General features: G+C 73.8%; 11 protein-coding genes. 7 read left to right on the top strand and 4 right to left on the bottom strand.

Annotation, left to right across the window (positions count from 1 at the left end):
- Positions 1 to 95 precede the first annotated feature (95 nt).
- Entirely contained in the window at positions 96 to 1,073 is a 978-nt protein-coding gene (locus IMZ35_RS07760; RefSeq protein ID WP_199440209.1) for a pirin family protein, read from the bottom strand.
- A 1,028-nt stretch (positions 1,074 to 2,101) separates the two neighbouring features.
- Here IMZ35_RS07760 and IMZ35_RS07755 point away from each other — a divergent pair.
- Both IMZ35_RS07755 and neuC read left to right on the top strand, forming a co-directional pair.
- Positions 2,102 to 3,109, top strand: coding sequence for an N-acetylneuraminate synthase family protein (locus tag IMZ35_RS07755; protein WP_307867846.1), 1,008 nt, complete (start codon positions 2,102 to 2,104; stop codon positions 3,107 to 3,109).
- Entirely contained in the window at positions 3,102 to 4,259 is a 1,158-nt protein-coding gene (gene neuC, locus IMZ35_RS07750; protein WP_199440207.1) for a UDP-N-acetylglucosamine 2-epimerase, read from the top strand. The genes IMZ35_RS07755 and neuC overlap by 8 nt, the downstream gene beginning before the upstream one ends.
- 6 nt (positions 4,260 to 4,265) lie before the next feature.
- On the opposite strand, the gene IMZ35_RS07745 is transcribed toward neuC, so the two are convergent.
- Entirely contained in the window at positions 4,266 to 4,982 is a 717-nt protein-coding gene (locus IMZ35_RS07745) for an acylneuraminate cytidylyltransferase family protein (RefSeq protein ID WP_199440206.1), read from the bottom strand.
- Positions 4,983 to 5,012: 30 nt separating this feature from the next.
- On the opposite strand from IMZ35_RS07745, the gene IMZ35_RS07740 reads away from it, so the two are divergent.
- The 5 genes from IMZ35_RS07740 to IMZ35_RS07720 all read left to right on the top strand — a co-directional run bounded on the left by IMZ35_RS07740 (position 5,013) and on the right by IMZ35_RS07720 (position 9,596).
- Positions 5,013 to 5,693 carry a hypothetical protein gene (locus IMZ35_RS07740; protein WP_229370886.1) on the top strand — a complete coding sequence of 227 codons (681 nt, stop codon included), beginning with the start codon at positions 5,013 to 5,015 and terminating at the stop codon, positions 5,691 to 5,693.
- On the top strand, positions 5,690 to 6,211 hold the full coding sequence (locus tag IMZ35_RS07735) for a hypothetical protein (protein ID WP_199440205.1): 522 nt from the start codon (positions 5,690 to 5,692) through the stop codon (positions 6,209 to 6,211). The genes IMZ35_RS07740 and IMZ35_RS07735 overlap by 4 nt, the downstream gene beginning before the upstream one ends.
- Before the next feature lie 268 nt (positions 6,212 to 6,479).
- Entirely contained in the window at positions 6,480 to 7,442 is a 963-nt protein-coding gene (locus IMZ35_RS07730) for a M28 family metallopeptidase (protein ID WP_307867845.1), read from the top strand.
- A gap of 340 nt (positions 7,443 to 7,782) precedes the next feature.
- The gene (locus tag IMZ35_RS07725; RefSeq protein WP_307867844.1) at positions 7,783 to 8,994 is read left to right on the top strand and encodes a PP2C family protein-serine/threonine phosphatase; all 1,212 of its coding nucleotides are present in this window, start codon (positions 7,783 to 7,785) and stop codon (positions 8,992 to 8,994) included.
- A complete protein-coding gene (locus IMZ35_RS07720; RefSeq protein ID WP_307867843.1) occupies positions 8,991 to 9,596 on the top strand; it encodes a chemotaxis protein CheB in 606 nt (201 codons plus the stop codon). Before IMZ35_RS07725 ends, IMZ35_RS07720 begins: the two co-directional genes overlap by 4 nt.
- Positions 9,597 to 9,608: 12 nt before the next feature.
- Here the strand turns inward: IMZ35_RS07720 and IMZ35_RS07715 are convergent, their stop codons facing one another.
- Together IMZ35_RS07715 and IMZ35_RS07710 are read right to left on the bottom strand one after the other, a co-directional pair.
- Positions 9,609 to 10,832 (bottom strand): AGE family epimerase/isomerase, encoded by a 1,224-nt coding sequence (locus tag IMZ35_RS07715; protein ID WP_199440204.1) that lies wholly within the window; start codon positions 10,830 to 10,832, stop codon positions 9,609 to 9,611.
- An 82-nt stretch (positions 10,833 to 10,914) separates the two neighbouring features.
- The gene (locus tag IMZ35_RS07710) at positions 10,915 to 13,080 is read right to left on the bottom strand and encodes an alpha-galactosidase (RefSeq protein WP_199440203.1); all 2,166 of its coding nucleotides are present in this window, start codon (positions 13,078 to 13,080) and stop codon (positions 10,915 to 10,917) included.
- Positions 13,081 to 13,248 lie beyond the last annotated feature (168 nt).

The following is a 13,248-nucleotide window of genomic DNA, read 5'->3' as shown; positions in this document are numbered from 1 at the left end:
CGTCAGCCCGGTCCGCCGAGCCGGCTTCCCGATCGTGCGGGGCGCGTCGTCGTTCACCGCCCGAGCCGCGCGCCTCCCTCCGGGAGGATCGGGGGTCAGTCGCGGCCGGGACCGCGGCGGGGCGTGAGCCGGGCGTTCGGCAGCACGGGGGCCGGCAGCCGCCGCGGAGTGCCCGAGTAGCCCTCCACCCGGCCGAACCGGTCGGACTCCGCCTGCCACTCCCGGCGGAACTCGGCGATCTCCTCGTGGTCGCGCCCGATGAAGTTCCACCACATCACGACGTCCTCGGCGAACGGCGTGCCGCCGAGCAGCAGGAGCCTGGCGGGCGTCCCGGTGCGGTTGACGAGCTCCAGGGTTCGCCCGCCCGCGCCGACGTACCCCAGTTCGGCGGGGGAGAGGTCGTGGCCGGCCACCGCCACCGACCCGGTGTCCAGCAGGACTCCGTGCTCGAAGGCCGGGTCGACCTCCAGTTCCAGGCGGGCGTGCGGAGCGAGGACGAGTTCGGCGCCCAGCAGCGGCGTGAACGTGCTCACCGGGGACGTGCGACCGGCGAGGGTGCCGAGGAAGACGCGGATCTCGGCGTCGCCGAGGCGCAGGACGGGCGGCACGTGGTGCTGGAAGTCGCGACCGGTGTGCCGGTGCTCGTCGGGCAGCGCCACCCAGAGCTGCACGCCGTGCAGCACGGTGGTGCCGGGGGTCGACACCTCGGAGTGGCAGATGCCGCTCCCGCCGGTCATGAGGTTCAGCTCGCCGGGCCGGACCACGGCGTGCGCGCCGGAGCTGTCGCGGTGCTCGATCTCACCGCTGAACAGCCAGCTCACCGTCTGGAGCCCGGTGTGCGGGTGCGGGGCCACGTCCATGCCGCCGCCGGTGGCGACGTCGTGGGGGCCGTAGTGGTCGGCGAAGCACCACGCGCCGACGAGGGAGCGCGCCCGCTGCGGCAGGGTGCGGCGCACCCGCATCGCGCGCGGGCCGCCCAGCGGCACCTCGCGCGCGGTGAGCACCTGGACCACCCGGCGCTCGGGCTCGGCACGGCAGGTCAGCTCCGCCGGAGCCGCTTCGGTGTTGCTCATGGCGCGACCCCGTTCCCTCCCGGTCCGGTCGCGACGATCGTTGTCGCATCAGCATTCCGGTGTCAAGCGGCGGACGCCGCGCCCCCGCACCCCGTCGTGGACGACACCGACGACACCGAGGACACCGAGGACACCGAGGACACCGACGCGGACTCCCGCGGTGGGGTCCACCCCGGGACGACGCCTCGTGCCGAGGAGCGGCCGTGGCCGCGTGGAGCACGGACCGGACCCCCGACCGGACCGGCCACCGGGCCGTGGTCACCGGCGCCGGCTCGGGACTCGGTGAGGTCACCGCTCTGGAACTGCCCCGCGACCGCGAAAGAATGACTTCTGCGATCACGGACCGCATCTGCTGGCGCGGAGTTCGACCGCTTCCGCGGGGGTGTCCTCGCGAAGCTCTGAAAACACGGACCGGGAATCGGGGAGATGCGGGAAAGAGAGCTGCGAAGACATCTCCGGACGACGGTGTCGCGCGCCCGTGGTCGACGTTCCGGGCGCTCGCGCGCAATCTTCAGCAATTCCTCAGGTCGTCACAGTGCGTGGCTTTCGCGATCTCGCCGCCCGGTCGCGCGTCGTGGCCCGCGCACACGACCCGCCATCGCCCGCCGGGCGGTCGGCCCGCCGACGCGCTGATCACCGGTCCGGTGGCGCGAACGGGAAAGCTCCCGGTGTCCTCCGAGGTGACGCACACCGTGCGGTGGGCGGACGGGGTCCGGTGCGCCGTGGTGGCTCCGGACGAACCGGACGACCTGGGCAGTTGACGATGATCTCACCCGAACGGGTAAGGTTCGCCCGACGACGACGCTCGCGAGTGCGGTCGGGACGTGCCGGCAAGTCGGTTCGGTGTTACCGCCGAACCGCGTCCGGACGCCTCACGACGTCGCGGGCGTCTTCTTCCGGTATCTGTCGCGCAGCGTGCGTGCACGGGTTCCGCGGAATTCGAACCACCTCTCCTCGGCGACGGCTGTGGTGTTCGGGTGCTTTCACGAAGGGGATCTGACATGGCCTTCTCCATCGGAGACCGTCCTGTGGGAATCGAGTTCCCACCGCTGGTGATCGCCGAAATCGGGATCAACCACGAGGGCGATCCCGCGAAGGCGCACCGGATGATCGACGACGCCGCGGACGCCGGGGTCGAGTGCGTGAAGTTCCAGACCCACGTCGTGACCGACGAGATGATCCCCAACGACGTCGTGCCCGGCAACGCCGACGAGCCCATCTACGCGATGATGGAGCGCTGCGCGCTGTCCGCGCAGGACGAGCGGGAGATGAAGGCCCACGCCGAGGAGCGCGGGATGATCTTCCTGTCCACGCCGTTCTCCCGCGCCGCCGCCGACCGCCTGGCCGAGCTGGACGTCCCCGCGTACAAGATCGGCTCCGGGGAGTGCAACAACTACCCGCTGGTGCGGCACATCGCGTCCCTGGGCAAGCCCGTGGTGCTGTCCACGGGCATGAACGACATCGCCTCGATCCGGCCGGCCGTGGAGATCCTGCGCGCGGCCGGTGTCGGGTTCGCCCTGCTGCACTGCACGTCGCTGTACCCGACGCCGCCGGAGATGGTGCGCCTCGGCGCCCTCGACGAGCTGCGCGAGGCGTTCCCCGACGCGGTGCTGGGGCTGTCGGACCACACCACGTCGATCTACCCCTGCCTGGGCTCGGTCGCGCTGGGCGCCCGCGTGCTGGAGCGGCACTTCACCTCCGACGCCGGCTGGCCGGGACCGGACATCCCCGTCTCCTCCACGCCCGAGGAGTTCGGCAGGCTGGTCGAGGGCTCCAGGCTGATCCACGCGAGCCTGGGCGGCAGCAAGGAGGTCCTGGCCGCCGAGCAGCCGACGATCGACTTCGCCTACGCCTGCGTCGTCACGACCGCGCCGGTCGCCGCCGGTGAGCGGCTGAGCGCCGCCAACGTCTGGGTGAAGCGTCCGGGAACCGGGCAGATCAGGGCCGTGGACTACGAGCGCGTGCTGGGACGCACCGCCGCCCGCGACCTGCCCGCGGACCTCCAGGTCGGTTGGGACGATCTCGTCGATGCCTGAGCGTCCCCGCGAGGTCCTGTTCGTGACGGGGACGCGGGCGGACTTCAGCAAGATGCGCGACGTCATGCTCGCCGCGCAGGACAGCGTCCGGCTGTCGGCGCGGGTCGTGGTGACCGGCATGCACCTGCTGCGGCGCTACGGCTACACCGTCCACGAGATCGAGCGCGCCGGTCTGCGGCGGCTGCACCTCATCCCCAACCAGGTCGAGGGCGAGCCGATGGCGCTCGTGCTCGCCAACACCGTGCAGGCGCTGACCAGGCTCGTGCACGAGGAGCGGCCGGACGCGATCGTCGTGCACGGCGACCGCGTCGAGGCGCTGGCGGGCGCGCTGGTCGGCTCGCTGACCAACGTGCGCGTCGTGCACGTGGAGGGCGGCGAGGTCTCCGGGACGATCGACGACTCGATCCGGCACTCGGTCTCCAAGCACGCCCACGTGCACCTGGTGGCCAACGGGGTCGCCCGCGACCGGCTGCTCCAGCTCGGCGAGGAGGCGGAGCGCATCTTCGAGGTGGGCAGCCCGGAGATCGACATCCTCACCTCGCCCGACCTGCCGTCGCTGGACGACGTGCGGGCGCACTACGGCATCGGCTTCCACCGGTACCGGGTGCTGATGACCCACCCGGTCACCACCGAGCCGGAGGCCAACGGCCCCAACACCGCGGCCCTGGTGGACGCGGTGCTCGCCGACGGCGGCAACTGGGTGGTCGTCGACCCCAACAACGACGAGGGCTGCACCGACGTGCGGCAGCAGCTCGACCGGCTGACGGGCGACCGCTTCGTGCGCCTGCCGTCGATGCGCTTCGAGCACTTCGCCGCGCTGATGCGGCACGCCACCGCCGTGGTCGGCAACTCCTCGGCCGGGGTCCGCGAGGCGCCGGTGCTGGGCACGCCCAGCGTCAACGTGGGCAGCAGGCAGCGCAACCGCAGCCGAGCGGCGGGCGTGCTGGACGTGCCGGCCGACCGCGACGCGGTGCTGGCCGCGCTGCGCCGCGTCGACGCGATGCCGCGCCCCACGGCCTACCTCGGTTTCGGCGAACCGGGGGCGCGGAAGCGGATCAGCGCGCTGCTGGAGGGGCAGGAGCTGTGGCGGCCCCCGCTCTACAAGGAGTTCGTCGACCGGCCGGAACGGGTGACCGCCGGTGTCTCCTGACGCCGTTCAGAGCGCCCCGGTCGCACGTCGCCGCGCGAGCAGCAGGTCCGCTTCGCCGTCGACGTCCACGGCGCGCTCGGTCGGGACCACCTGCGCGAGCACGGCCGGGACGAAGAACCGGCCGTGCCGCCGCAGGTCGCCCGCGCGCAGCACGTACACCCCGCCGGTCGGCCGCAGCACCGGCGGGAGCGCCTGCCGCGGCGCCTCCAGGTCCTCCCAGTTCCGGGACGGCACGAGCACGCCGTCGTCGAGCAGGCACGCCTTCCACGGGTGGTGCTCGCCGGACTCGGCGACCTGCACCACCGAACCGGTGCGACGCGAACCGTGCAGCGCCAGGCACTCCTCGACGTCGGCGGAGGTGCGCAGCGGCGACGTCGGCTGGAGCAGCACCACGAGCGCCTCGTCGGGCACGTCCGCGACACCCAGCGCGTGCAGCACCGCGTCGACGGTCCGGCTCTCCGACGTGGCCAGCTCCGCCGGACGGCGCACGACCTCGGCGCCCTCGGCCGCGCCGGCCGCCGCGATGGCGTCGTCGTCGGTCGTGAGCAGGACCCGCCCGACGCCCCGCGCCGCCGCCCCCGTCGCCACGGCGTGCGCGACCAGCGGCCGTCCCAGGAACGGCGCGAGGTTCTTCCCTGGGTACCCCACCGATCCGCCTCGCGCCGGCACCACCGCCACGACCTGCTCCGCCACCCGCCCGATCCCCTCCGTCCGGTCCAGCACCGATCCGTCCCCGCCGATCCGGAGCAGCCGATGACGCACTCCTCGACCGTCGAGACGACGGCACCATCCTCGCAGCGGACGGTGCTGCGCGATCTCGTCGCCTCCTACTCCCGCGCCGCGTCGCCGCGCACGATCACGATCGTGGGCAACGCGCCGATGGCCCCCGACGCCGCGCGCGCCGCGGTCGTGGACGGCAGCGACCTGGTGGTGCGCGCCACGAGCTTCGCGCTCGACCGGCCGGGCGACCGGCCGACGCTGGGCTCGCGCTGCGACGTGGTCGTGCTGCACCGCGGGGTGATCCCCAGCCCGTTCACCTTCGCCGGCTACCGGCGGCGGATGTACCTGGTGGTCGAACCGGGCAGGCTGCACTGGGAGCCCGAGGCGATCCCGCACTGGTGGCCGCGCGACCTGGGCTTCGTGCCGGTACCGAACTACGAGTTCACCGTGCCGCTGCTGGACCTGCTGGGCCTGGACCGCGAGGAGGCGGTGTGGTCCACGACGGGGACGCTCGCCGCCTTCGTGTTCACCGAGCTGTTCCCGGACGCCACCGTGCGCCTGACCGGAACGTCCATCGTGGACGATCCGGACCAGACGATCTTCCAGCACGCCTGGGGCGATCCGGTGCGCGTCACGGCCGAGCACCGCCTGCACGCCGAGTCCGCGCTGCTGCGGCAGTGGGACGCACAGGGAAGGATCCGACTGCTGTCATGACCGGTTCCCGAGATGCCAGGGACGTCGCGCGCGCGGTGGTGCGGCGAGCCGGAGCGCCGCTCTGGCGGCGTCTGCGCCTCCGGATCGAGGTGATCGCCGCCGAGCACGCCGAGCGGGTGGAGCGCTCGCTGCGCCACCTGCTGGAGGAGACGCGCGCCGAACTGCGCGACGAGGCGACCCTCGTCCGGTCGCGGGACGAGGCGGAGCGCTCGGACCTGGCGCACCGCGTCGACTCGCTGCGCGGCGACCTGGACTGGCACGCCAACCAGATCGACCGCATCGGCACGCACCTCGCGTCGCTGGAGGAGCGCGTGGCGAGCGCCGAGCACGAGCGGGTGACCGCGCCGGACGACCCGGCGGACCTCGTGCGGGCCCGCGGGTTCATCGACGAGATCCGCGACGAGCACGCCAGGGTCAGGGCCCGGTTGTCGGCCGTCGCCAGCTACGAGGAGCGCATCGGCCGGTTGGAGCAGGCCCGGCGGGCGGCCGATCGGGGCCGGGACGACCGGGACGGCTGAACGACTCCGTTCCCGGCGTTCGGCGCAGCGCCGGTGCGGCCACCGCCCTCGTCGGGGCTTCACCCGGCGGGTGGTGTCCCCGACGTCGCCGGATCGTCCGGGGCGACGGGCGCGCGTGCGGACGCCGCGCCCCGGTGTCGTCCCCTGTGGACGGTCGGGGCGCAGGTGTCACGAGTCAACGCCCGAAGCAGTCTTCTGCACCTAGCGGCGCCGATCGCGCTCCCGGCACGGTGGAGGGCGTCCCTTCCCCTCCCTGCGGGAGTCACCTGTGACCACGAGAACACGACGGGGCCGGTCGATCGCCGCCCTCGTGACGACGTTCGCCCTGTTCGGCGCCGGTACCGCCACCGCGACGCCCGCCACCGGCCCGGCCGCCCAGGCCGCGCCGAACATCTCGGTCTCCGCCGTCCAGGCCGACCTGGCGCAGCTCCAGAGCATCGCCACCGCCAACGGCGGCAACCGGGCGCACGGCCGTCCGGGCTACCTCGCCTCGGTCGACTGGATCAAGGGCAGGCTGGACGCGGCCGGTTTCACCACCCGCGTGCAGACCTTCACCCGCAGCGGCGCCACCGGTTACAACCTGATCGCCGACTGGCCGGGCGGTGACACGAGCAACGTGGTGATGGTGGGCGGCCACCTGGACAGCGTCGCGGCCGGTCCGGGGATCAACGACAACGGCACCGGGTCGTCGAGCATCCTGGAGGTCGCGCTCGCCGTGGCCTCGTCGGGCTTCGCGCCCACCAAGCACCTGCGGTTCGCCTGGTGGGGCGCCGAGGAGCTGGGCCTGGTCGGCTCGACGTACTACGTCAACTCGCTGACGTCGGCGGAGAGGTCGCGCATCGACGCGTACCTCAACTTCGACATGACCGGCTCGCCCAACCCCGGCTACTTCGTCTACAGCTCCTCCGGGCAGCCCAGCGGATCGCTGGCGCTCCAGCAGACCCTGAGCGCGTACTACGCGTCGATCGGCGTGCCCACCGAGCTGACCAGCGTGGGCGGCAGGTCCGACCACGCCGCGTTCGCCTCGGCGGGCATCCCGGTCGGGGGCACGTTCTCCGGCGCCGAGGTGACCAAGACGGCAGCCCAGGCGCAGAAGTGGGGCGGCACGTCGGGCGTCGCGTTCGACCGCTGCTACCACCGCGCGTGCGACACGACGGCGAACGTGAACGCCACCGCCCTGGACCGCAACGCGGACGCCATCGCGTCGGCGGTCTGGACGCTCGCGGGCTGACCGGACGCGCCGGGGAAGGCCGCCCGCCCGGCCTTCCCCGGCTCACTGGTGTGAATGTTCTTCATAATTTCAGTGTGGACCGAAGTCGATCCGCCCGTGCTCGGTTCGCGTTCAGGCACCAGGAGCGCGCGTCGAGCTGCGCGGGTTCGGCGTGACCGTGCAGCCGGTTCCGGTCGGCACCCCGTGCACTGCGAAGATGAGGGCGACGACTCTCCTCGTCCGACCGCGGATTCGAGCCGTCCGGTCGAACACGCCCTCTCGGCGCACCCGCGGGACGGGTCCGCCTCTCGCTCGGCGTGCTGGGGTGCCCCCGTGCCGCGGGACCGATTAGGCTCGGATCGTGATCAGGCGCGTGGAGTCGTGGTACGCCGCGTTCGGCGCGATCGTCAACGAGGGCCACCTGGTGAGCGCGGACGGTCTGGTGTCCCTCGTGGACGCCGCGGTGGCCGATCTCGGCATCGAGGTCCGGTTCTACCTGGTGGACCTGCCGCAGCGGCAGCTGCACCCGGTGGCGGCCGACGCGGGCCCGTCGCTGCCGGTGGACGAGGGCGTGCCGGGTCGCACGTTCCAGCTGTGCGCGATCGTCCGGGACGAGGACGAGCACGGGGGCGTGCTGTGGCTGCCGCTGCTCGACGGCACCGAGCGGCTGGGCGTGCTGCGCGTCGCGCTGCCAGCCGGGACGGACCCGGACGACTCGTGGATCCGCGAGCAGTGCTGGACCCTGTCCGGCCTGCTGGCGCACGTGGTCAGCAGCAAGGCCCACTACAGCGACCTGTTCCACGTCGTGCGCCGCAGCAGGCAGCTGACCCTGTCCGCCGAGCTGCTGTGGCAGTTGCTGCCGCCGCAGACCTTCGCCACACCGCGCGTGGTGGTGACCGCCGTCGTGGAGCCGTACGCGGAGGTCGGCGGTGACGCCTACGACTACGCCGTGGACGGCGACCGGGCGTACGTCGCCGTGTTCGACGCCATGGGGCACGACACGCGGGCGGGCACGACGTCGGGGCTCGCGCTGGCGGCCACGCGCAACGCGCGGCGCGGCGGCCTTCCGCTGGTGGACGCCGCCGCGTTCGCCGACCGCGCGATCGCGGAGCAGAACGCGGACACCCGCTTCGCGACGGCGCTGCTCGCCGAGCTGAACCTGGAGACCGGGGTCTTCGAGCACCTCAACGCCGGGCACCCCCCGCCGGTTCTGCTGCGCGGCAACGGGTTCCTCAAGAACCTGGGCGGGGTGTCCTGCCCGCCCCTGGGACTGGGGCACCTGGTCGGCGCGGTTCCGAAGCTGGAGCGGGAGCAGCTCGAACCGGGGGACCGGGTGCTGCTCTACACCGACGGCGTGGTCGAGGCGCGCGACGAGGCGGGGACGCAGTTCGGGCTGGACCGGCTGGTCGACCTCGTGGAGCACCACCACCGCGAGGGGCTGCCGGCCCCGGAGACCCTGCGCCGCATCGTCCACGCGGTCCTGGACCACCAGCACGGGAGCCTCCAGGACGACGCCACGATGCTGCTGCTGGAGTGGCCCACCTCGCCCGCCCGACTGCTGCCCGACGTGTGAGCGAGCAGGTGCGGGACCCCTGCGCGCTGCGGTTCCCGGTCGTGGCGCTGGTGACCTCGACCGGGGGCCTCGACGCCCTGTCGACGGTGCTGGCTCCCCTCCCCGCCGACCTGCCCGCCGCGGTGCTGGTGGTGCAGCACCTGCACCCCGACCACCCCAGCCTGCTCGCGGGCCTGCTGGACCGGTGCACCGCGCTGCGGGTGCGTTCGGCGGGCGACGGCGACGAGCTGGAGACCGGCACGGTGCTGGTGGCGCCGCCCGCCCGCCACCTGCTGGTGACCTCGGAGGCCCGGATCGGCCTGATCGACGCGGGGGAGCTGCCTCCGGCGAGGCCCTCGGCGGACCTGCTGCTGGCGACGCTGGCGGTGACGTGCGGACCCCGCGTCCTGGCGGTCGTGCTCACCGGCAAGGGCACCGACGCGCAGGCCGGCGTCCGCGCGGTCTCGCGCTGCGGGGGCACGGTGCTCGCGCAGGACCGGGCCAGTTCGACGGCCTTCGGGATGCCGTCCGCCGCGATCGACACCGGGCTCGTGAAGACCGTGCTCTCCCTGCCGGACATCCCCGCGACGATCGTGCGTCACGTCCACGACCACCGGGCCTGACGCACGCGGTCGTCAGACCCGGCTCGGTTCGGCGCCGCGCACGGCGGCGCGGGCGGAGCCGGAGGTGCGCACGGAGACCGCGGCGACGGGTGCCAGCGGCAGCAGGGGCAGCAGGGCGGCCTGGAACGCGTGGTAGACGTCGGGCTTGCCGCTCCACACCGTCGCGGACGGGAGCCCCTCCGGTGTCAGCTCGTGGTGCCAGCTCCCGTGCTCGCGGTCGACGTGGTGGGCGAGCGCGTACTCGCAGAACCGCGTGTGCGCCCGCGCGCAGTCCTCGTCGCCCGTGCGCGCGGTCAGGGCCGCCGCGGCGAGCACCGCCTCGGCGATCACCCAGTGCATCCGCGAGCGCACGACCGGCCGGTCCTGCCAGTCGAGCGTGTAGACGAAGCCGTCGTGCCCGTCGGCGTGCCAGCCCCGCGTCAGCGCCGCGTCGAACAGCCGCCGCGCGTCGGGCAGCAGCCAGTCCGGAGCGTGCCGTCCCAGGCTCGCCTCCAGGTGCAGCAGCAGGCGCGACCACTCCAGCCAGTGCCCGACCGTGGTGCCGTAGGGGCGGAACGGGTGGTCGGGCCGGTCGCGGTTGTGGTCGAGCAGGGGCGTCCAGTCGGGCGCGAAGTGCTCGGGCAGCCGCCAGTCGTGCGCGGCGGCGACGCCGTGCACCAGCGTCTCGGCGACGCGCAGCGCCCGCCGGTGCCAGCCGGGGTCCCCGGTCACGTCACCGGCGGCGAGCAGCGCTTCCACCAGGTGCATGTTGCTGTTGGCGCCGCGGTAGGGCTCGGTGGTCGTCCACGCGCGGTCCCAGCTCTCCAGGGCCAGGCCCGCGTCGTCGTCCCAGAACCGCCGGTCGACGACGGCCAGGGCCTCGGTGAGCAGGTCGGCGGCGTGCGGGCGGCCCGCGGCGACGGCGCTGCTGGCGGCGAGCACCACGAAGGCGTGCTCGTAGCAGGTCTTGGCCGTGTCGGCGGTGCTCGCGAACCAGCCGCCGTGCTCGTCGTCGTGCAGCGGGCCGCGCAGCGCGGCGACGCCGTGGTCGACCAGTTCGGCGGAGCCGGGGACGTCCAGGCCGTCGGCGAGGGCGAACACGTGCGTCATCCGGGCGGTGATCCAGGTGGCGACGGGTTCGCCCGCACGCAGGGCGCCGCGCTCGTCGAGCCAGCCGAAGCCGCCGCCGGGGTGCCGGGAGGCCCTGGCGAAGTCGACGAGCGGGAGCGCCTCGGACGCGAGGCTGGAGGGGTTCACGACGTCCTCGCAATCAGGTGCTGCTGACGATGATCTCCGCGCACCGGACTCAATCGGTTCGTCGACGCGGTGTCAACGTGCGTCACCCCGCGGTCGCCCGGATCAGCACCAGGCGCTCGGGGAACAGCACCGGAGCCTGCACCCCGACCTCGCCGAGCACCCGGCCGGGCAGGGTCGCGCCCTGCGGGGTCCACCACGGCAGCGCCAGCCCCTGCGCGTGCGCGGGGCCGTCCGGGACGTCACCGGGCGGCTGCGGGCGCACCCGGTAGCTCGTGCCCGGCAGCAGGCCCGGCAGCCGCACCGGGCCGGTGGGGCAGTCGGGGGACGTGCCGGAGGCGACGACCGCGAACAGCGCGTCGGAGCCGTCCTGCGCCACGACGCCGTGCACCCGGTGCGAGGGGTCGTGGTGGTCGGCGTGCACGGCGGTCCCGGAGTGCAGCAGCTCCCGCACCTCCCGGTACAGCGACACCCACTCGCGCAGCCGGGCGCGTTCCGCCGGGGTGGCCTCCGTCAGGTCCCACTCGACGCCGAAGTGGCCGAACAGCGCCGTGCCCGCGCGGAAGTCCAGCGGGATCGTGCGGTGCGTCGTGTGCGCGGTCGTGGGGCCGACGTGCGCGGCGACGAGTTCGAGCGGGATCAGCGCGCTGGTCCAGCGCTGGATGTCCTGACGCTCCAGGGCGTCGATGCAGTCGGAGGTCCACACGCGGTCGGTGTGCTCCAGCACCTCCAGGTCCACCCGCGCGCCACCGGAGGAGCAGGACTCGATCTCCAGGCCGGGGTGGCGGCGCTTCAGCTCGTCCATCAGCCGGTAGGCGGCCAGCGTCTGCTCGTGCACCCCCGCCCGGCCAGGCCCCGGACGTCCCGCCTCGACCAGGTCCCGGTTGTGGTCCCACTTCAGGTAGGAGACGTCGTTGTCCGACAGCAGCGCGTCCAGGCGTTCCAGCACGTGGGCGAACGCCTCGGGGTTGGCCAGGTCGAGCACCTGCTGAGACCGCGACGGCCTCGGCAGCCGCCCGGTGGGAGCCATGATCCAGTCCGGGTGCGCCCGCGCCAGGTCGGAGTCCTCGTTGACCATCTCCGGCTCGACCCAGATGCCGAACCGCATCCCGAGGCCGGTGACGTGCTCGATCAGCGGCGTCAGGCCGTCCGGCCACACCTCCTCCGAGACGTGCCAGTCGCCCAGGCCGCGCCGGTCGTCGCGCCGCGAGCCGAACCAGCCGTCGTCCAGGACGAACCGCTCCGCCCCGACCTCCGCCGCCGCGTCCGCGAGCGCGCGCAACCGGGGAAGGTCCTGGTCGAAGTACACCGCCTCCCAGGTGTTCACCACGACAGGGCGCGGCGACGAGGGGTGGCCCGGCCGCGACCGCAGGTACCGGTGGAACCGCGCGGACACCTCGTCCAGGCCGGTGCCGAACGAGCCGTACTGCCACGGCGAGCCGTAGGACTCGCCCGGCGCGAGGACGACCTCCCCGGACAGCAGCAGCTCGCCGGAGGTCAGCAGCGGCACCCCGTGGTAGCTGCGCTCGGCGGCCGTGCGGTGGTTGCCCGACCAGGCCGTGTGCACGGCCCAGATCCGGCCGCCGCGGTTGCCGAACCCGGCCGTGCCCGCCGCCAGCAGGAACGCCGAGTCGAACCCGGTGCGTCCCCTGCGGTTCTCCCGCACGTGCCGGCCGTGGTTCCACGGCGCGCGCTGCGGGCTGCGCTCCCGCAGCCACCGCCCGGTGAAGTCCAGCAGCTCCACGGCCTCCTGCGGGACCGGCAGAGCCACGTCGAGCGCGTCCACCGCGAACGGCGTGGCGCCCCGGTTGGTGATCTCGGCGCGCTGGCGCAGCAGCCCGGACGGGGTCAGCTCGACGGTCAGCACGAGGCCCAGCGCCGCGGTGTCGTCGGCCGCGCGCACCACCAGGCGCCCGCCGTCGCCGTCGGGACGCAGCGTCACGTCGCGCACCGCGAACGCCGTGGAGAAGTCCGCCCCGGCCCGGTTGCCGATCAGGCCGGGGGTGCCGAGCCACCCCGCTGACTGCTCGGGCAGGACCGACACCTCCACGTGGCCGTCCACGGAGTTCCCGATCGGCTGCGGGCGCAGCGCGGTGCGCAGCGCGCGCAGTTCGGCGGCGTCGAGCGGGCCGAGGTCGGTGCCCCAGTGCAGCACGCGCGGCAGGGTGCCGCCGGAGAGGTCGAGCACGAGGCCGACCCCGCCCGCCCGCAGCTGCACGAGGTCGTCGCCGACGGGGATGTCGCGCGTCATGGGGCCGTCCTGTCGAGAGGGGGGCGCCGCGCCGTTGAGCGACGTCAGCGACAAGCTGACAGGTGTCGAGGGGCCCGCGCAAGGCGGAAGTCCCCTCAGGACGGTGGCGCGCCCCACTAGACTTCTACCGACCGGGTCTCGCCGCTGGTGAACCCCGCAACGCCGAGG

The sequence above is a fragment of the Umezawaea beigongshangensis genome, from assembly GCF_016464305.1.
Taxonomy (GTDB): Bacteria; Actinomycetota; Actinomycetes; order Mycobacteriales; family Pseudonocardiaceae; genus Umezawaea_A; species Umezawaea_A beigongshangensis.
Note: the sequence above shows the minus strand (reverse complement) of the source record. Positions and strands in the feature narration are given on the sequence as shown.

Bases quoted from the DNA above. Each gene is read 5' to 3' on its own strand.
- IMZ35_RS07760 (WP_199440209.1), bottom strand. From the start codon at position 1,073: ATGAGCAACACCGAAGCGGCTCCGGCGGAGCTGACCTGCCGTGCCGAG.
- neuC (WP_199440207.1), top strand. From the start codon at position 3,102: ATGCCTGAGCGTCCCCGCGAGGTCCTGTTCGTGACGGGGACGCGGGCG.
- IMZ35_RS07740 (WP_229370886.1), top strand. From the start codon at position 5,013: ATGACGCACTCCTCGACCGTCGAGACGACGGCACCATCCTCGCAGCGG.
- IMZ35_RS07735 (WP_199440205.1), top strand. From the start codon at position 5,690: ATGACCGGTTCCCGAGATGCCAGGGACGTCGCGCGCGCGGTGGTGCGG.
- IMZ35_RS07710 (WP_199440203.1), bottom strand. From the start codon at position 13,080: ATGACGCGCGACATCCCCGTCGGCGACGACCTCGTGCAGCTGCGGGCG.